This window comes from Legionella sp. 39-23 (assembly GCF_001897665.1).
In the GTDB taxonomy this organism is placed as follows: domain Bacteria; phylum Pseudomonadota; class Gammaproteobacteria; order Legionellales; family Legionellaceae; genus Legionella; species Legionella steelei.
Genome location: NZ_MKTO01000040.1, coordinates 12,570 through 32,072, shown reverse-complemented (window position 1 = coordinate 32,072; position 19,503 = coordinate 12,570). Strand labels below are relative to the sequence as shown.

The window sequence follows — 19,503 nt, the reverse complement described above, 5'->3', positions numbered from 1 at the left end:
GTGAAGCAACATAATAAATATAGACTGAACAAGATATAGAAAAAAGAGAAGATTCATCACGAACTTAAAAAATGAGCGAGGTCTTGCACTCCAGCAAAACATTCAATATAGTGAAAATATCAAGTTGCTATGTAGTTCCACATTAGACCATGGATTGAGCTTAAAAAGGAATTTTACATGACAAGACTAGAAGAACTACTCTATTCATTAACTGCCGTTATCATTCGTTACCACGACAGCCAATCCAAAGTAAAAAAATTAATTGTGGAAACGGACGCAGAAGCATCGCAAGAAAAATACCTCACATGCGCTAAAGAAATAATTCAAAATCAGGCCATTCATTTTAAAATAAAGCTAAACAATCTCATTAAACACTGCGCCGATAGCGGACGGAGGCCTTTCTTATATTATATTTTACATGAAGTGATATCACTCAAAACCTTACTGGACAAAGAAGGCTCACTTGAATCAGCACAGTTAGAAGAATACAAAAATCAAATATCGCAGTTATTCATTGATCTTAAACTACTTTTAGATACCCAAAAATCAAAAACCTATAAGGTAACTTACAGTAAAACCGAAGACACGCCGCAAACTCTCATTGCGCTCTCTGGCCTAAGTGAAGGATATGGGCTTTGTAACTCAGGAGAGATTTTAAAGGGCGGTGTTTTAAAACGCTTCGGGATCACCACACACTCGACAAATGACGCACTTAAAAGCATTGCTGAACAAATTTGTATGGAGCATCACCGTAATCTTTTAGTGCCTGAATTACAGGCCCAAGTTGCTGAGCATAAAAAAACTAATTTAGAACAAGAACAAAAACTGAGTTCATTATCAATGCAACAACAGGAAAAACAAAAAAAAGCAGACAGTATGTCCTCCAAACAACTGATGTCCCTTTATTTGTTCTACATCCAGTACAAAAAAATGCAAGCAAGAGATGAACAACTAAAAGCCATTATCGACAAACAGCAAAAAATAATTAACGAACAGCAACAAAAAGTCAGTGAGTTAACACAGCAAACTGAGAAAAAACCCTCTAGTTACAAGTTTTATAGCCCTTTTTAAAGCCCTACTCGGTTTAACTCTCTTTATAGCAACCGCTAGGAAAATCCATACGCAAAAAATGGATTTTATACCCCATTACACAACATTTTTTGGTGCAAAATCAGCCTATTTTGGTGAAAAACACCGGCTTTGTGCCGATAAAATAAACAACAAGAGCTATTTTTAATAATTCCTTAATAAATAAATATTATCATAGAAGCCATAGTACATTCGTTCCAATATGAACCACAGCGAGGTTAATCTGTGTTTAGTAAGCAATTCAAAACCAAAACTGATGCAGTCAATGAAAAAATCAACCGCATTGCCCAGGCAACTGAAGTTCAAGATGTACGCTCCCTGACAAATTTCGAGGAAATTTTGGGTAAAAACCCACATCGTGAACATATTCAGGGTTATTATGTTGAAATCCCCTTATCTATGTATGAAACATTTGTGCCCAACGGAATTCAATTCCCAGATCGCTATGGCCAACCTTATGAAGGCGGGCAGTTTGATGTGCCATTATTCACCTTAAAAGAATGGCGTGACAACTGGGCAAAAGGGCACCCAAATTCTGCAAAACCCGATTTATTAGTTAATGCGAACTGGTTTAATGTATGGGCAACAGGTGTTCCCAACCAGGGAGAAAAAATCAACCCAAGAAAACAATCCCGCACCTATCTTGCAGGATTATCGCTAAGTCGTGGTGAGCTGGTATCCACACATAAAGTGCTCGATCAAGAGAATGTTGGCTTAGATACCATTACCTTTGATGTAGCGACTAAAAAAGCGGCCGTCATTCCACATGCGCAAATTGATGACAAATTAGCAAAAGATCCTGATTTTTATGATAATAAAAATGCCGTCTCTGGATTTATTATTCTCAAAGATAAAACACAATTAAAAACACCTGAATTAAATAATAATCATTCCAATCGATTGCCACGGACAGGTGTTGGCTACAAAAATGATGGCCAGACTGTGGTAGTCATGGTTATTCATAATCCTAATCGTACTTTCGGTGTCACTGCTGAAGAGTTTGCAGATTTATTTGAAGCACTCGGTTGTACCGATGCAATCAACCTAGATAATAGCGGCTCCGCAGAACTGTTTTACACTGGAGTAGGTGAGTTTGGTAAAGAAAGTGTCACGGTACAAACAAAAACGTGTGATGCAGGGGCGCCAACTGAACGACCTAAGCCTAATTGTTTGGGCTTTAAAAACGTAAGTAGGGCTACATTCTTCGCCAAGGATGACTCAGATCTGCCACCGCGCAAGAAGAGCATAGATGAACCAAAACCATCAGCCAAAGCTGATGATGATGTAATCTATACTTATAAGCGTTAGTTTAAGGCCAATTAAAATTACAATATGCAATTTGTGCTCGCTCATCTATAGACATTGCATCAGATGAAGAACTAGCTGATGCAATTTTCAACGTGAGTTCAACAGGCAATTTAGTTGGACTAAAGAAACTCGTACCATCACGAGATGCTTGAGCAAGCATATGCGCAGCATATTGTATTTTATAATGTTCAGTGAAATAAGGGCAAACAACCGCAACATGGTATTTTGAAGCAGTATCATGCATGCGTCTATCATTGAGATAAAAAGTGCATTCATTGGCATTAGAAACAATAAGATTTGCTTTGGCTAAATTCAGGATATGAAGCAAACGTTCTTTTGTCGCAATCGTAGGCAAACTAACTGCTAATTGCTGACTTTTTGTGATAAAAGCAGGCAAAGAAACCGTATTTCCCTCAATAATGATTGAATCAGTTGCGGCATCCGTTTGCTCTTCCTCGATGATTCCGGAACAACTCAAAAATATATTTCGCATGTCCTGATTCGGAAACTCAATGACTAATGAGCACCGCCCCCCTTGCTCCCTCTTGGATAACTTTATAATTGGACCAAGAATGTGCTGAATAAAATGTTCCAATCGTTGTTTTAGATCAGGCACATCCTCGCAATAGCGAGCAATAATCTTTGTAAACCAAGTAGTGCAGCGATTATTTTCAGTAAGCAAGGTGTGTAGTTGCTGATAAAGATCTTGAAGTGTTTTTTCAGAGTCATCCAGGAATAACGCAGAATCGTCTAATAATTGTGTCTGCTGAAGAGCAATTTGGCGCATGATCTTGATAATAGAGAGTACGCGCGAATAACTTGGATTGTTTTGCAAGCGATTTGCTAAGGCGATGAGGTCTTTTATATCGGTAGTCATCAATTTTAATATCGTGTCCTTTTTTGACATTCCATTTTCTTATAACGTCACATAGATTAGAAAATTCTACCAAAATGGGTTCAAGTCTGTCTAATATATAGGAGCTGTGTCATTTTATTTGTCGCTCTTTAGTTAATAGCAATAATACTTTACCACGATCGGCATTTTCTGTACCCTGGCTTTTTTTACATTGACGGCATAAGGATCTTCCATGCCCAATTTTTCTCCTCTATATAGATAAGGGTGCCTTGTCATATAATGAACAATAAATTAGTGCAGTTTTTATTGATTGCAGGTAGTATATTTCGATACAGCCGTTCAAATGCATGGGGATTCATTATTTTGGCATCTATAATATGTTCTCCTCAGAGCCATGCCACAATTTATGATACTGTTGTTGTTGGCGCAGGAATTTCTGGTTTAGCTGCAGCGAAACAGTTACAAGAAAACGATCATAAGGTGCTCATTTTAGAAGCCCGCGACCGAATTGGTGGTCGTATATGGTCAGTCAACACATGGGGAACGACCTTAGATCTTGGTGCTTCTTGGCTTCATGGTGTAAATAACAATCCTGTGAGTCAATTAGTTGAGCAAGCATCGATAAAAACAGTCCCTACCTCCTATAATGCAGATGACTTAAGGCAGAAACTGAGGGATATGGTATTCTACGATGAACAAGGGAAAAAAATATCTGAAGAAGAGGTCAATGCAACCATTCCACTCGTATTAAATTTCGAACAATTTTTTAAAGAAATACCCAATAAAAAACTCTCTTTAAATACTGCTTTCGAACTCTTTTCGCAAAAACAGCATCTCAATAAACGTCAATTAAGCCTACTAAAATATCAAGTCATTTCCAGTTATGCTTATGAATTTGCAGGCGATCTAGATCAACTTTCAGTAGATGTCGATAAACCGTACGACAACAGCGAAGTTTCAGGCAAACAAGTAGTTTTCCCCAAGGGTTATATCCAGGTAGCCAATTTACTTGCCCAACATCTTCCAATTAGATTGAATCAAGTAGTGACACGAATTAACTACGAACAGCCCCTTATTAAAATTGACACTCAGGATCAGCAATACCTGGCCCGCACAGTCATCATCACCATACCAGTTAGCCTTTTGCAGGCTAAAAAAATAAGTTTTAATCCACCATTACCTGCCCAAAAAACAACTGCATTTTCACAAATCAAGATGGGCACTTATGATAAGATATTTCTTTATTTTAAAGATGTGTTTTGGGATAAAGATAAGGAATGGATAGGCTTTGTGCAATCAGAACCAGCAAAGTATCCAGTGCTCGATATCATGAATTATTATAAAATTTCTAAACACCCTATCCTCTTGATTTTTAACACTGGCAAGCAGGCAGAAGAGTTTGAGCAACTCCCAGATCAACAAATTTTAAGTAAAATAATGCAAGAGCTTCGCATCATCTATGGCAAAGATATTCCCGACCCATCTTCTTATGTGATGACACGTTGGCATAATGATCCCTACGCCTTAGGTGCCTACTCCCACTTAGCCCCTAATGTATCGATAGATAATTATCAAATAATAGGTGCACCGATAAACAATCGTCTCTTTTTTGCTGGCGAAGCGACTTCGTTAACCGATCCAGCGACAGTCCATGGCGCTTATTTAAGCGGAATACGTGCAGCCACAGAAGTAGAAACCGTGATAACACCCCCATCAAAATTAGCCCCCTGGGAGCATCTCATGCACCATTTTTTTGATGATGCGACGCCTGAGACAAAATAAGGAAAGCAACAGTAGGCCGAGCATTGAGATATTGTCAGTGTTTATTTGTCGCTACCTCAGGACCTAACCTACTTTCGATTATGCAAAACACACTTTTAAATCGTACTGTCAGAGGACAGAATCTTGCTTTTTCTGTGACTCAAGATGCTTCATAAGTGCATTGTAACGCGGTAAAACATGATTTAAAGAGAGCATTTTAGATGGTTGAAAAAATGACTCGTGATGTACCTCGCCTTTACTTATAATTAATTCAACTTCCTTATCTATTGCCACCTCTGTATCTAACCAACCTGATGCATCGTGTACTAATACGGGTAAGGCAGTAGCCTTAGAGGATAAGGCCTGATTCAATTGACGGCTATATACTCTTAGCTGAAATCTTAGGGGATCATTGACACATGTTTCTGCGGTATAACCTAGCGTATGTAATCTATTTGTTGCTTTGGGAAGCACACCCGGAGTAGCAATTTCTTTAAAATCATTAAAAGAAAAAACCTGCGGTACTTTTTTTAAATAATTATAAACTACAGTCCCCTCATCACTGTCAACAACTCGCTGTTTACCAGACGGTGGTATTTCTGATAACCCTTGCTCATCCAAAGCAGCAAGAACTTTTAGATACAGCTCCCCTTTACCCGGTCTTTTTATTAAATCAATGGTAAAATCCCCATCCATAAAAGCAACTTCATGCTTAATAAACGACAAATCGGTATCTGCATCAACATGAGTAATACTGGCATTGCCTTTTTTATCAGCAATAATTAGGGCCACACATCCCTCTAACCCCACGGTAGCTGGGAAGCCTTTTTGACTCTCCATTTTTCTCACTGTTTCATTTTGTCCTGCAATCAGCATGACTCTTGGTTCACGCTCAGTATCTTTCTTATACATTTTCACCCTCTAAAAAACGCTTTAAGTTCTTTTTTAAGTATACCAAAATTCAGCCATATGGACATTTATCCAGCTTAAAAAGCAAAATTTAGTCTTTATTGGTATTTAAAAATTTTTCTCGAGGGACTTAACCAGAGATTGTCAAATATAGACCACTGCATGGATGGAGTTCGATCAAAAATCTCCCTCTCCCTGGGGCTTTGTTAAATAAATAATTTGGAAGTATACGATAATACCAAACTGCCTTTTTGTCTTTCCCGCGAAGGCGGGAATCTATTCACAAACTTGGCATTGTACCTAACTAATGGATGGATTCCCGCCTTCGCGGGAATGACATACGATTTTTTCAACATAGCTCACAAGGGGCGAGGGAGCATAACATCAAGATACAAAAAAGTTCTTATCTTATTTTAATTTTTATGGACAACATAAACTATGTTCGTCCACTTCATCAAACAGCGAGCCGTTAGGATAGCTGCTGATGAAGTTTATACCGACTTCAATTTCATTGAGTTGTTTGCCTTTGATAAAACGTGAATCAACATACACACTATAAGCTGCGATTGTCGTTAACAATGCGGACGCAATGGCCATTCCTACCGCTAAAAGGGCCATGCCTAATGGGCCAGTAGATACCGCCACCCCAAAGAAAACAACACCTAAAGCGCCTACAGCAGTGATAATTGAATTCTCAAATAGATTCATTCCAGAACAACATTGCTCTAATTTTTTATGTTCTTCAATCTTCGCTTTTAACAACGCAAATCGATTCCCCAACTCATTAGCATATAACGCTGAATTGAAGTTCGGATTGGAAATCGCTTTCTGCATGACAAACTCAACATATCCATAGAGTGAATCAGTTTCTTTTTTACTGGTGATTGCTTTTAACTCACAAAGGCTTGTGATGATTCTTGAGCCATGTTTTCTTAATTGCAATAACGCTTGATATTTTGTTTTTTCCCATTTCAACGTGTCGCTAGCGGAAAGCTTTTCATTAATACTTTTTTCAGAGCCTGCAGTAAAGAAACGGGGAAAATAGAGTTTGCTATACATAATAGATAGTGAGCTAATGTGAATAATATTTATGCGCATTATAAAAATTTAATATGACTTTGCAAGCAAAGTTGCTGTTTTTCATTTAAAGAGGAAAAAAAACTCCGTACGATACAATACAATGAAAAAATTTCAGTCAATTGTGCCTAAGTAATACATGGGTTCGTTCATAATCTATTGTTTTTTTTATGATTATTTCTTGGAGAGCAAATCATTATAGTACAGGTGGGACTTAAAGAGCCCAAAACAATAAAGTTTTTTACAAAAAGTGTTTTTACCTTATAATGTGGGCATATTTTATTACACCAGGGCAAACAATGGCTAAAAATACACTTTTTAATTTTCTTTCTCAAGGCGAAGCGGCCGTTCAATTACCTCCAGGATATCAATTGGCATTAGATACAAATAAAGCAAGTCGCCATTACTACCGCATTGAATGCCCCACACCAACTCAATTTATTCTCAAAGATAAAGAAAATAAATATGAGTTGCTTACACACCATGTCAGTATCTACGAAAATGAATATCGTGATAATCCCAAATTAAGCCAATATCATTACACGGCTGAATTTATAAACCAGCTCGGTGAACATTATCGATTGCATGTGTACTTCAACACTTTTGATGAATTACTCGCAAATATCGCCTTTGAGCAAGAAATCGATGGGGCGTATCAACCAATAGACACAAAGTCTTTGCGGAATCAATTCATAAGATTGGCGCTGAAGCACACAGAGCCGCTGATGAAGCAACTCAAACAGCAACAAAATGAACTCATTAAAACCCTAGATGCTCGCTATAACGATTGCGATGAGCGCCTGGCAAAATATTTTGACGCCAACGTGGATAAGACCATCGAGGCATTACCAATAATGAAAGAAGCATGTACCATATTAAGAGAACTTATTCCGCTTACTCGTTCGCCAAACTACCCAAAACTTCTGCACTTTTACGAAATGTCCGTTCGCGCCTTAGAACGCCAATCAACTCCAGTTTTGGCCATGCCTCTCTCTCAAGCACCTAACATTCATAAAAATGAATCAACTCATGCTGATGGGGATATTGTCGCCGATGCGGAAGTTGTCCCACAAGATGTAGGCTCATCAAAAACAGCGATTACTGTCACAAAAACAAACCCACCAACGCAACCGAAAAACTCAACTGTAAAACGGGAGATCAAAACACTCAGTCTCCAATTGGAAAAACTCATGGAAGCCTCCGAAGAAGTACAAGCTAAAGCAATAGAGGACTTACTTGCGAAGACTTATGAAATCAGTTTGAGCTACGAGCATCAAATCGAGTTGGAAGACTTACGACAATTACAAAAGATTCGTCGCGAACTCCACAAACTTGGTACTAATTTATTACCCACTTTATTATTTAAAGGGCAATTTAATTTGGCGGCCCTATTAACTTCTGCTCATCATCTGTTACGTGCTGAAAAATACCTCTCCGTTGCCTTGCAAACACATAACTCAAGGTTGTTGGATTTTATTTTGCAATATGGAGATGTCGATATAAATAATCAGCCCGTCAGCGTATATAAAAAAGCATATCCGTCTATGGTACAGGCCTGTCTTGCTGTAGATAGTCCTACATCGTCGATGAGCGAATGTCTCTCTGTTCTAATTCGTCATGGAGCATCTCTTTTGATGCCAGACCCCAAAGGCCTACCACTTGTTTATTCCATACTTTCTGATGCCACGCATCCGCTATATAAAGCCTTGCTGATGAATCGCGATAAGACAATTGAATCCATTGATTTTCTCAAAAATTTGATTGTTATTTTACGGGATTACCTAGAACAACGTGACCTCAGTGCGTCAGAGGCAAACGCTTTAGAAGCCGAATTAAAAAGTTTTGAAGTTCAATTAGAATGCTTACAAAACGCCCAGCTAAAAGACCCAAGTTCACGCTTTTTAATGAAACAGATACATCACTTGGAAGAAAGATACTTCGGTTCCCTGGTAAGTAGATTAAGGAAAGATCCCGACATTATGGCTGTAAATGAACAAATACAAAACGCGGTTCATCAACTAAACGCTAAGCTCACAAAAACACAACTCCGACAAAACAAGATTAGTGCCTCCAATTACATTGAGACGCTGGATAAGGCTTTAGCACATGTTGATGTAGCAAGTCTGGAGTTTGAATTCTTAAAAGCTGAAGTTCTAAAAAACTTAAACAACAATTTACAATTGATAGAAAAAAGATCGGAGCTCATTGATGTACAAAAGGAAATAACTCGAGGTCCACATAGTAAAAAAGGATATAAAGCGTATCGAGGCAATTTGCGACAGCAAGATATACTGCTGCAAGAGATAAATGAACTGGCTAGTGGACTTCCTCAGGAAGAAACGATGCAAGAGTTTCTGGAGCTAAATAAAACGCTCGAATCACTGCAAGGGATGGGTAATTTAGTGACTCAATTTTCCAGTATATTCTCCTCTATAGCGCCTACTTCCCAAGCACCATCAACCGATAATGCTGATGAAGAGGAAACTGAGCTCGAGTTAGAAGCATTGGCAAATCTTGGCTCGTTCTTGAAGAAAACCTTCGGGAAATAAAATAATCCTGAAATCGTATTGAAGCATTTAGAAGTGTAGCCTGGGTGAGGCTCTGAAGGATTGTAACCCGGGTTTCACTTCGTTTCACCCAGGCTACATCTGCTTATATGTGTTGGCGACGCTAAGGATTAGGGCAATGCAAAATGCCAGTTCATTGCTTTCGACAAACCTTCAAGCATGATTTCACCGCGGATGCTATTGCCTTTCGCATTCACTTTTGGGCTGAGCACTACAATACCCGCTTTGCCTGGAACAACCGCAATGGTATAGCCAGATACACCGCTTTTAGCAGGCATCCCTGTTTTGACCATATGGGTGCCGGTTTCATCATAGAGTCCGCACGTTGCCATAATGGCTAACGTAATTTTAGTGGTTTCGGTGGAAATAATTTGCTCCCCACTGTCTGGGTCTCTGCCCGCATTAGCTAATAAAGTAGGCAGGTAAAGCATTTGCTCTAACTTCGCTTCATAGGAACATAGCGCAAAATATAAATCCAGTGTTTCATGAACGTCCGCAACAAGATTACTTCTGCTTTTGAGCAAATAAGCAAGGGCGCGGTTACGATTACCGGTGCGTTTTTCTGAAGCAAAAACCAGAGGGTTAATACTAAGGCGCTGATTAAATAATTTTTGTGTCCAATATTCTAACCAGCCAAATTGTTGTTCACCTTTGCCCGGAATATGCGAACATAAGGTAATCGCCCCTGCATTCAGCATAGGATTTGAGGGTTTAGGACCAAACTGTTCCAAGCGGGTAATTGAGGCAAAATCATCCCCAGAAGGTTCTACCTTAACCCATTCGAATACTTGCTCCCCATATTCTTCAAGCAGTCCAATCAAAGGAATCATCTTCGCTGTACTTTGCAGTGTTACCGGATTTAGCGGGCTATTACTGAACGAAAGAGGTTGCCCTCCTAATGGTTGCACAGCAATTGCAGTCAAGTCGTGATTCACATTAGCAAGTTCTGGAATATAATCTGCAGTTTTGCCCTCTTGATTTAACTGTGCGGCATAAACTAAATCTTCTAACAAATTGATTGTAAGCAATGATGACATGGGACCCTTAGACTGAAAAAGTGGCCATTATGATAAATTTAGCACATTAAAACAAATAAATTTGCAAAACGCATTAATTAAAAACTCACCGAAGGAGTAAAATATTGAGGATAATTTGCCAGCACTAGGTACCGCGCATAGGCGCGGCACCTAGAGAAAAATCCACGGATTACCTAGCTGGTTCAAGTTTTGTAATATCCTTGTGAATTTGTACTGCAATAGTTTGTGACTCAGTTTTTAATTTAAAAAACAATTGGTTTTCAGGAATATGCTTACAACTGCTATAGATTTTAACAGGAAGCGCAATAACTGCATTCAATATCGCTCTTCCAAGCCAGGTGCGAAAGTTTATATCTAAGGCCTTATTATCAATTAAATTAGTTTTAACAATTTTTGCCATCTCATCTCTGCATTGCGACTTGATTACTTCCTGTTGGCTGCCTGGATTTTTTGATAAATAGTCCTGTCTTGGCCTCAGAGGGCACTTGGATTGGGTAGCTATCATAACAAGTTGCGTCGAACAATGGTGCAACCTTGTCGATATAAATTGAGTGGCGCAGTTGAAATCAATGAAACTATAATTGGTGGCGCAAAATCAGGGGAGAGAGGGCATGGCGCGGGAGGAAAAACTCTAGTATTGATAGACGCAATGGGGTATTGAGTATTAGATTAACCACCTTTGCGAATGTATTTTGGAACAGGATACGCCATGATACAGCAGCTGAAAATAAGTCCTGCAAGTGAAATTAAAATAGAGAAATCATTTGTTCAAAATATGTTAACTGAATAGCATAAGGGTAACTGTACAAAAAGTGATTGAAATTGGCCACGAACTTGGGTTGAAGGTCGTCGCAGAAGGGTTGAATCTAAAGCACAGCTACTATTTCTACAACATCATCACGGTGATATTGCTCAAGGCTATTATTTTAGCAAACCAATTTCTATAACCGAATTAGACAATTGGATAAATAATAATTATGGATTTAACTAAATTGTGTTGTGTGGCAGTAGGATTCAATCTTTAAGTATATCCATCGTTTTTCTAACTGACTCAATGAGAATTATTGGCAGTGTAATCACTTGAAGAATGCTCTATACTAACGCGAGGACAATGGGGTTTCCGACTTAAAACAGTGTGACAATATGGACAATTATCATGTTATTGTACTCAATTCTGGCTCTTCAAGTATTAAATTCGCCGTATACGAATTAAGAGCGGTGTTACCCAAACTGTTGCATGGCATCGTTGAAAATATCCGAGAAGCACCCGTCCTAAAACTGTTTGACCAAAATAATGTCCTAGTGAGAGAAGAGCATTTCTCCAAAGAACAAGGCTACAGTTATTTTTATGAATTATTATTCTCGGCACTGAAAACCAATCAATTTGGATTCAACATTATTGCAGCAGGGCATCGAGTGGTCCATGGTGGCAATGAATTTCATGCACCAACCTTTATTTCTGCCGAGCTGATTAACCAATTAAAAAAATTTATCCCTTTCGCGCCACTTCATCAGCCCTATAATCTCCAGGCTATTGAAAGTATCAATACACTGTACCCTGATATACAACAAATCGCTTGTTTTGATACCGCTTTTCATATGACTCACCCACACATAGCAAACCTATTTGGTCTCCCAAGGAAGTTTTATGAAAAAGGCGTAAAACGTTATGGTTTTCATGGTCTTTCCTATGAATTTATTATGCATCGCTTGCGCAGCATTAATCCGCAAAAGCACAAGGGGCGAATCGTCATTGCGCATCTAGGTAATGGAGCTAGTATGTGTGCCGTCAAGGAAGGAAAATCCATAGACAGCACTATGGGATTGACCGCATTGGATGGTCTTGTTATGGGTACACGCTGTGGCAACCTAGATCCAGGGGTTATTCTTTATTTGCTGCAATCAGAACAAATGACTGCAGAGCAAATTCAAAATGTACTCTATAATGAGTCTGGTTTATTAGGCATTTCAGGCAGTACCTTCAATATGCAAGAACTGCTGCAAGATAAGAGTCCCCATGCAAAAGAAGCAATCGAGTTGTTTGTTTATCGCATCCGGAGGGAGCTGGGAGCACTTACTGCCACAATTGGAGGGCTTGATCTCTTGGTGTTTACAGGAGGTATTGGCGAGCATGCATGGCAAATTCGCCAAGCCGTCTGCCAAGACTTTGAATGGCTTGGCATTGAGATGGATGCAGAGTTAAATAAGACCAATCAATTAGCGATTAATAGCTCTAAAAGTTGCGTCGACATTTATGCAATCCCTACTGACGAAGAATGGATTATTGCCAATCATTGCTATTGTCTTATCAAACATAAGGAATGATGAACATCGATAATACATTACTTTCAGGAAAAAAAGCGTTAGTAATTGGTATTGCCAATGACCATTCCATCGCTTTTGGCTGTGCTCGCGCATTGAAAATGGCTGGTGCTGACCTGGCAATCACGTATTTAAATGAAAAAACCAAACCCTATGTAGATGAAATTGCCAATGCTCTTAAACCCACGATTTATTGTGAGTGTGACGTCACCAACGAACATGATTTAGATAATTTATTTTTAGAAATAAACAAAAAATGGGGACAAATTGACATCGTCATCCATTCTATTGCGTATGCGCCCAAACAGGATTTACAAAACCCCGTGTATGAATGCTCTAAAGAAGGATTCCTCACTGCGATGGATATTTCTTGTCATTCGTTTATCCGCATAGCAAATCGCGCGAAGCCACTAATGAAAAATGGTGGCTCATTATTTGCGATGTCCTTTTACGGTGCGGAAAAAGTGGTTGAAAATTATAATCTCATGGGACCCGTTAAAGCAGCTCTAGAAGCTTCTGTGCGCTATATGGCCGTAGAGCTGGGACCACAACAGATTCGGGTAATTGCCCTTTCTCCTGGTCCTTTAAAAACACGCGCGGCCTCAGGCCTGGAGAAATTTGATGAATTAATCCAACGTGCAAAAGAAAAATCACCTCTCAGATCGTTGGTTGATATTGATGATGTGGGCGCGATGGTTGTTTTCCTTGCAAGTCATTACGCGAAAAACATTACCGGTGACACCATTTATATTGATAGTGGCTATCATATTATTGATTGATGCAAAGACTTAAGGACTAAAATGAAATCTATAGCATGGATCACTGGGGCAGCGTTGGGAATAGGTAAAGAAGTTGCTCTGGAAATGCATCGACGAGGTTATCAATTAATTTTATCAGATTATAATGAAACCGCGCTACGAGAAGTTGCTGATGCAACGCAAGCAGACATGATTCCGTTTGATGTCCTTGATAAACATGCGAATAAAGCAGCAGGGGAAAAAATATTAGCAAAATATGGCTATGTTGATCTTGTGTTTCTTAATGCAGGAAAATATGAATCGATTGACGTAAAAAATTTTAATAGTGAGACGGTTGAAGCGATTTTACAAGTCAATTTCTTAGGGCCTATTTATGGTGTTGAAGCATCCCTTCCACTGCTTAGAGCCAGCAGCCAACCTCAGCTGGTCGCAATGAGTAGTGCTATGTCTTATTTTTGTCTTCCCAAATGCGAAGCCTATGGAGCGAGTAAAGCCGCAATAAGTAACTTTTTTCAAGGCCTAAGGCTGGAGTTAGCAAAAGAACAAATCGTTGTTTCCATTGTGATACCCAGTTTTATACAAACGTCATTACTCGATAATGCTAATATTCCGCAAAGATTCATTTATAGTGTGAGTAAAGCGGCTAAACTAATCGTTGATGGGATTGAAAAAAAGAAAACTGAAATTAAAGTGCCGAAATTACAGGTATACCTCTCACAGTTATTAAGACTGCTGCCTAATAAACTCAGCATCTATTTAATTAATAAAATGGATTAATAACCAAGCGCTATCTTGGTAGGCTACCCTCCTTTCTCGGAATTAATGCGGTATAAAATGCAATAAAAGGCAGGTACTAAAAACATGGTGAGTATCGTACCGACGGTCAGCCCAAACATAATGGTTACAGCAAGAGAAACCCCAAAAAACATCTTGTAATAAAGGAATGCCCCCTAATATGGTGGTCACTGCGGCATTCACTACAGGTGATAACCGACTTAACCTCGCAGAAATGAGCGCATCATAAAACTTTCTTGATATTGATTTTATTTATCTATTCTATATTGGTATTGCCTTGTGCCTATCAGTATAGTTCAAAAAATGATAGATAAGCTTTTTTATTTTATTCAATTTTGTGTATGTTCCTTGCAATTAGCGCCACACTAAATAGTCATCCGATTTTTTTCCATTTTGACCAACATAAAGCCTTTATCCAGAAGCTATCTCTTTTGTGAGTATTACCAGTAGGACATTAATTACCCAGGTATTTCCTTATCGCAAAGTCAATCAGTGCGATTTATCTTTTGCAAGAGAATCTCGCCAAGCTTGTTCCTCAGATTCAGTTTCAAAAATCTCGGTATCTGACTTTTCTGCTCGCTCTGGCACCACCTTTTCATGCCTGGGAGCTGGCATACTACTGGGTTTATTTCGAAGTTTATTAATACGCTCCACCGCATGTGGTTGGGGATTGAGATAGGTTTTCATATGAGTCCCTTTTAATCATCATAGTGACTATAAGTATAGTTCTTTCATATAAAACAGACTTACCTGCTAAGAAAGTGCATTTTGTATCTTAGTCCATGTTTTCTTATTGAATAAGGAGTCTGAATGGTAAGATGGTATCCTTCACGGCAGAGGGAAACACTACAGAAAACATAAGGGCAGATACGTATCTGCCCTTTATGATATGAAATGAAAACCGCTAATTCGCTCTTGGAGAGCGGCCATTGTATGATGCGACGCGAGCGCCCCATTCCAACAAGTTTTTATTGCAATCATCTTTATCTAAAATCACCTCGATAAAACATAATCCATCTGTTTTTTTTGCTTCTTCGATTGCATCAAGAAGCGCTTGATGCGTAGGTGCTTTAAACGCGCGAGCGTTGGCTTGCTGTCCGTTAAAAACCTCCACCAAATCAGCATAATGCCAATTGTTAATCACATTATACGGACCATCATGAATTTGCACTTCAATCGTATAAGAAGCGTTATTCATTAAAAAGATAATGGGTTTATACCCATAACGAATAAGGGTTGACACTTCTTGAGCACTCATTTGGAACGAACCATCGCCGATCAAAGCAATGACACGTTTTTTATTATGAAGTGCTGCTTGCATACCCAGAAGTGCGCCGACAGACCAGCCAATTGATCCATATTGCATTTGAATTTCAAAGGGACAATTTTCGGGTAAATTAAGACGCATGCCATTAAACCATGAGTCACCAGTCTCTGCCAAAACACCGTAATCACTACTTAAAAGCTTTTGGATTTGTCCAAAAAGGAATCGTGTAGTGAGCGGTGAGTTCAAGTCATCCGGCTCATGATATAAGGGAGCAGATCCCGCAATGCGTTTGTATGCTTTAAGCGACGCATCATTGAATTTCAATTTGTCCTTTAAGCCACTCAAAAACTCATTCATATACACTTCGGTATATACTTTACCGGCAACAGACACGCTACCATCCGCAATGACAATGAGTTTCTTTGGCTGGATGTTACACATATGGCCAACAGTTGTATAATCGTTAAAATTAGGTCCGATAAAAAAATAGAGATCACTTGATTCGACAATTTCTCCACATCCAGGCGAACTGACTGGCCCCCAATAAATGCCAATATAATTAGGATGCTGTTCTGAAATAAATCCCTTTGCATCAGGCATTGCTGCCAAGGCATAACCACAAGATTGACTTAAAGCTTCAATCATAGCAGTTGCCTCACAGGGTCGCGATTTACTTCCTGCTACCAACACTGGCTTGACTGCAGCATTAAGTTGTTTTGCGGTATCTTCAATTGCAGCAGCAAGAGAGGAGGTATCACTCAAGCGTTTGACGTTAAGCGCCCGTTGTGTCGGAGGAGAAACATCGGCTCCCGCAATGTTGCATGCAATTTCAATATAAACAGGTTTTTTCTTTTCAAGTGCAATCGCGATCGCCGCATCAATTTGCATGGGTGCATCACTTGGTCTATGAATAAATACGCTATGCGCTGTAATTTTCGCAAATATTTCGCGAACGTAGCTGTAATTTTCCGTTGCCAAAGTATGGTGTAAAATCTCCGCATCCTGCACCGAGTTCGTATTAGGCCCACCTGAAATAACAATGATCGGCAAATTCTCAGCATAAGCTCCTGCAACCGCATTGACTGCACTTAAACCACCAACACTAAAGGTTACCACCAGAGCAGAAACGCCTTTGATGCGCGCATAACCATCTGCGGCATAACCTGCATTCAACTCATTACAGCAATTGATCATTTTAAGGGAGTCGTTTTTTAATAGTTCGTCTAGCAAACCAAGGTTGTAATCTCCAGGAATGGCGAAATAATCATTCATTCCTAATTCTTGGAAGCGTTGTGCAAGATAAGTGCCTACAGTGGCCATAAGGAGTCCTTTTCTTTGAAAATACTGATAGAGAATTAAATTTATTATGGCAGTGGGTTGTGCTTTCTTCAAGGTATTCTTTGTACTTCTCCTTACTCGTAATTTATGTGTTGCGCACCACTAATTTGCGGGCTCCGCATGCTATAAATGCGCAACAAAATGCGCCCCTATTCTGCGTAAAACATATTGATCCGTGAAATAAAGAGAATGATTTGCATTGGGCACTAATAACATATCAAAATCCTTATCTGCCTTAATTAAGGCATCCACTAAGTGCATCATATTGGACGGATGCACGTTATCATCTAAATCACCATGAATTAAAAATAAGTGCCCCTGTAATTGTGACGCCAGAGGATAATTTGATTGTACGGTATAATCTATATCACTTGGCAAACCTTGATAGCGCTCCCCCCAAAATGCCAAATAACTTCGTAAATCTTGTAACCCAGAAACACAAACCCCTACCTTATAGACATCGGGATAAATCAGTAATGCGCGCGTTGCCGCATAACCTCCTGCTGACTGCCCCATAATACCCACTCGGTTGATATCAATATAAGAATACTGCTTGGCTAACTGTCGAATGACCTCTACATGATCCTCTAATCCTCCAGCAGTTTCTAAATGCTGGTACGAATACTCATGAAACTTTTTAGAACGCAGCGGGGTACCGCGTCCGTCCATATTAACAACGATGAATCCTAACTCAGCCAAACTTTGAGGCCACCAACAACCATAGATATATTCTGGAAGATCAGAACAATATGTTTTAGGTACACGCATCAATTGTGGCCCGGGATAAATATCATCAATTATTGGATATTTTTTCTTAGGATCAAAATCTGTAGGGAAATAGATAAGACCATAAATATCCGTCTCTCCATCAGCACCTTTAAGGCAAAACGACTGTGGCGGCTTATAGCCCAAAGCAAATAATTGAGAAAAATCGGCTGTTTCCAGCATTGCAAGCTCATGCCCATTTGTATCACGTAATTTAGTTATGGGAAGAGAATCCATAGACGAATAATAATCGATAAAATAATCCTGAGATGGTGAAAAAACAATGGTGTGATCGGCTGTTTCTGGGGTTAGTAATTGCACATCACTCCCATCTAAACGGGCACGATATAAATAACGAAAATAGGGATCAACACCCGCTTCTTTTCCATTCCCTAAAAAATAAATCCACCGATTGATAAGATCGACATGGAATACCTTACGCACCATCCACGCACCTTGCGTTACTGGATTTTTGACTTGTCCAGTCTGTAAATCATGTAAATACAGATGCGCCCAACCATGCTGATCAGATAACCAAGTAAATTCATTCGTTGCTTCGAGTATGTGCGTGTAATTCTGCCACAGGATGAGCTGGCTGGGTTCAACATATCCCGTGGATTTTTCAGTTAAAATAATCCGCAGCTGCTCGGTAGCAACATCCAGCTCACATAAAGAAAGCTGATGATTTCCTCGTTCTTCTTTTAAAAAAAAGATTTTTTTACTGTCTTCACTCCACCAGACATAGCCTGCCTCAATCGGTGAGCCTACCAATGCAGGCATCAATGGAGGCACGTCAATAAAGCGCAGCGTCTTTGTGCGGACATCAATCACACATAATTTAATTTCTGGAATCACTGCATCGCCGACCAACGGAATATGCGCCTCAAAAACCTGCGGACGCAAAGAACCATCCTCCGGCACATGTTGCAGCAATGCTAATTTTTTTACATGCTCTTGATTACATTGAAACGTCACAATCTTTTGTGAGTCAGGAGACCAAAGCGCCATAGGCGGAAGCGTTATCTGCATACGGCGTAGTGTGAGCGAAGTTAAATTCGTATCTGGGGAAGCAGCATAGGCCTGTAGCGCACTCCCATCTGTAGTCAGTTGATATTCTTTATTCTCAGTACCTGAAAAAAGAAATAAATTATGGTCTTTGCTGTATATATCCCAATGCTGATCTGGTGAACGTATTCGTGACAGGATTGTCGCGGGAATAAACCCCCAAATTTCCATAATTGTAGGACAATGAGACATGGCGGTTTGCTGTGTGGTATCCGCAATCCATACGAGCTCTTGAGTTGTTCTATCATATTGAAAAATAAATTGTTCGATATGGAGTTGCAAAATATGCTCGTTAAAAAAATCCACCTTACTGATGGGCAATATAAAGGCGTTTATTTCTTTATTTAATTGCTCAGCAATTTTTTTTGCCAGGAATAGATGGTCAAAAGCCGGTTCTTTCTTTTTACTCTCTAGATTAAAAATAAGATATTCATAGCCTTTTGCCGTATCATGCCTATAGCAAAGAAACTTTTCATTGGGTGACCATGCAATCGCAGGCTGTAAGTTCTTGATTAAGCACCCCACATTTTGAGGGAGAAATTTCTTTGACTTTTCATAGCGCTTTGTTTGATCGTGTTCCATAATTAGG

At 39.4% G+C, this 19,503-nt stretch carries 15 protein-coding genes and 1 pseudogene; 8 read left to right on the top strand and 8 right to left on the bottom strand.

Going from position 1 to position 19,503, the window contains the following annotated elements; all coding sequences use genetic code 11:
* Window positions 1-177 precede the first annotated feature (177 nt).
* On the top strand, window positions 178-1,071 hold the full coding sequence (locus tag BGO44_RS15400; RefSeq protein WP_273201272.1) for a DUF3450 domain-containing protein: 894 nt from the start codon (window positions 178-180) through the stop codon (window positions 1,069-1,071).
* Window positions 1,072-1,314: 243 nt separating this feature from the next.
* A complete protein-coding gene (locus BGO44_RS15395; RefSeq protein ID WP_058511132.1) occupies window positions 1,315-2,397 on the top strand; it encodes a phosphodiester glycosidase family protein in 1,083 nt (360 codons plus the stop codon).
* 1 nt (window position 2,398) lies between these two features.
* On the opposite strand, the gene BGO44_RS15390 is transcribed toward BGO44_RS15395, so the two are convergent.
* Window positions 2,399-3,304, bottom strand: a complete 906-nt coding sequence (locus tag BGO44_RS15390; RefSeq protein WP_058511133.1) for a hypothetical protein — start codon at window positions 3,302-3,304, stop codon at window positions 2,399-2,401.
* A gap of 228 nt (window positions 3,305-3,532) precedes the next feature.
* Between BGO44_RS15390 and BGO44_RS15385 the strand changes: the two genes are divergently transcribed.
* On the top strand, window positions 3,533-5,035 hold the full coding sequence (locus BGO44_RS15385; protein ID WP_058511134.1) for a flavin monoamine oxidase family protein: 1,503 nt from the start codon (window positions 3,533-3,535) through the stop codon (window positions 5,033-5,035).
* 108 nt (window positions 5,036-5,143) lie between these two features.
* Here BGO44_RS15385 and BGO44_RS15380 read toward each other — a convergent pair whose 3' ends face one another.
* A complete protein-coding gene (locus BGO44_RS15380) occupies window positions 5,144-5,926 on the bottom strand; it encodes a hypothetical protein (protein ID WP_058511135.1) in 783 nt (260 codons plus the stop codon).
* A gap of 417 nt (window positions 5,927-6,343) precedes the next feature.
* Window positions 6,344-6,982, bottom strand: a complete 639-nt coding sequence (locus BGO44_RS15375; RefSeq protein WP_058511136.1) for a hypothetical protein — start codon at window positions 6,980-6,982, stop codon at window positions 6,344-6,346.
* A 317-nt stretch (window positions 6,983-7,299) separates the two neighbouring features.
* On the opposite strand from BGO44_RS15375, the gene BGO44_RS15370 reads away from it, so the two are divergent.
* Window positions 7,300-9,549, top strand: a complete 2,250-nt coding sequence (locus BGO44_RS15370) for a hypothetical protein (protein WP_273201274.1) — start codon at window positions 7,300-7,302, stop codon at window positions 9,547-9,549.
* Window positions 9,550-9,677: 128 nt separating this feature from the next.
* Here the strand turns inward: BGO44_RS15370 and glsA are convergent, their stop codons facing one another.
* Together glsA and BGO44_RS15360 are read right to left on the bottom strand one after the other, a co-directional pair.
* The gene (gene glsA, locus BGO44_RS15365; protein ID WP_058511138.1) at window positions 9,678-10,604 is read right to left on the bottom strand and encodes a glutaminase A; all 927 of its coding nucleotides are present in this window, start codon (window positions 10,602-10,604) and stop codon (window positions 9,678-9,680) included.
* Between the two features lie 169 nt (window positions 10,605-10,773).
* Window positions 10,774-11,004 (bottom strand): hypothetical protein, encoded by a 231-nt coding sequence (locus tag BGO44_RS15360; RefSeq protein ID WP_273201277.1) that lies wholly within the window; start codon window positions 11,002-11,004, stop codon window positions 10,774-10,776.
* Between the two features lie 75 nt (window positions 11,005-11,079).
* On the opposite strand from BGO44_RS15360, the pseudogene BGO44_RS15355 reads away from it, so the two are divergent.
* The 4 genes and pseudogenes from BGO44_RS15355 to BGO44_RS15340 all read left to right on the top strand — a co-directional run.
* Window positions 11,080-11,247, top strand: a pseudogene (locus BGO44_RS15355) (IS1595 family transposase); the annotation flags it as partial.
* Between the two features lie 500 nt (window positions 11,248-11,747).
* On the top strand, window positions 11,748-12,929 hold the full coding sequence (locus BGO44_RS15350) for an acetate/propionate family kinase (RefSeq protein WP_058511141.1): 1,182 nt from the start codon (window positions 11,748-11,750) through the stop codon (window positions 12,927-12,929).
* A 5-nt stretch (window positions 12,930-12,934) separates the two neighbouring features.
* Window positions 12,935-13,705, top strand: coding sequence for an enoyl-ACP reductase FabI (fabI, locus tag BGO44_RS15345; RefSeq protein ID WP_058511724.1), 771 nt, complete (start codon window positions 12,935-12,937; stop codon window positions 13,703-13,705).
* 21 nt (window positions 13,706-13,726) lie between these two features.
* Window positions 13,727-14,461: an SDR family NAD(P)-dependent oxidoreductase gene (locus BGO44_RS15340; RefSeq protein ID WP_273201279.1), complete on the top strand. Its 735-nt coding sequence runs from the start codon at window positions 13,727-13,729 to the stop codon at window positions 14,459-14,461.
* A 507-nt stretch (window positions 14,462-14,968) separates the two neighbouring features.
* Here the strand turns inward: BGO44_RS15340 and BGO44_RS15335 are convergent.
* The 3 genes from BGO44_RS15335 to BGO44_RS15325 all read right to left on the bottom strand — a co-directional run bounded on the left by BGO44_RS15335 (window position 14,969) and on the right by BGO44_RS15325 (window position 19,496).
* Window positions 14,969-15,166, bottom strand: a complete 198-nt coding sequence (locus tag BGO44_RS15335) for a hypothetical protein (RefSeq protein ID WP_058511144.1) — start codon at window positions 15,164-15,166, stop codon at window positions 14,969-14,971.
* A gap of 217 nt (window positions 15,167-15,383) precedes the next feature.
* Window positions 15,384-17,066, bottom strand: coding sequence for a thiamine pyrophosphate-binding protein (locus BGO44_RS15330; protein ID WP_058511145.1), 1,683 nt, complete (start codon window positions 17,064-17,066; stop codon window positions 15,384-15,386).
* A gap of 141 nt (window positions 17,067-17,207) precedes the next feature.
* Complete coding sequence (locus tag BGO44_RS15325) at window positions 17,208-19,496, bottom strand: S9 family peptidase (RefSeq protein WP_273201283.1); 2,289 nt, start codon at window positions 19,494-19,496, stop codon at window positions 17,208-17,210.
* Window positions 19,497-19,503 lie beyond the last annotated feature (7 nt).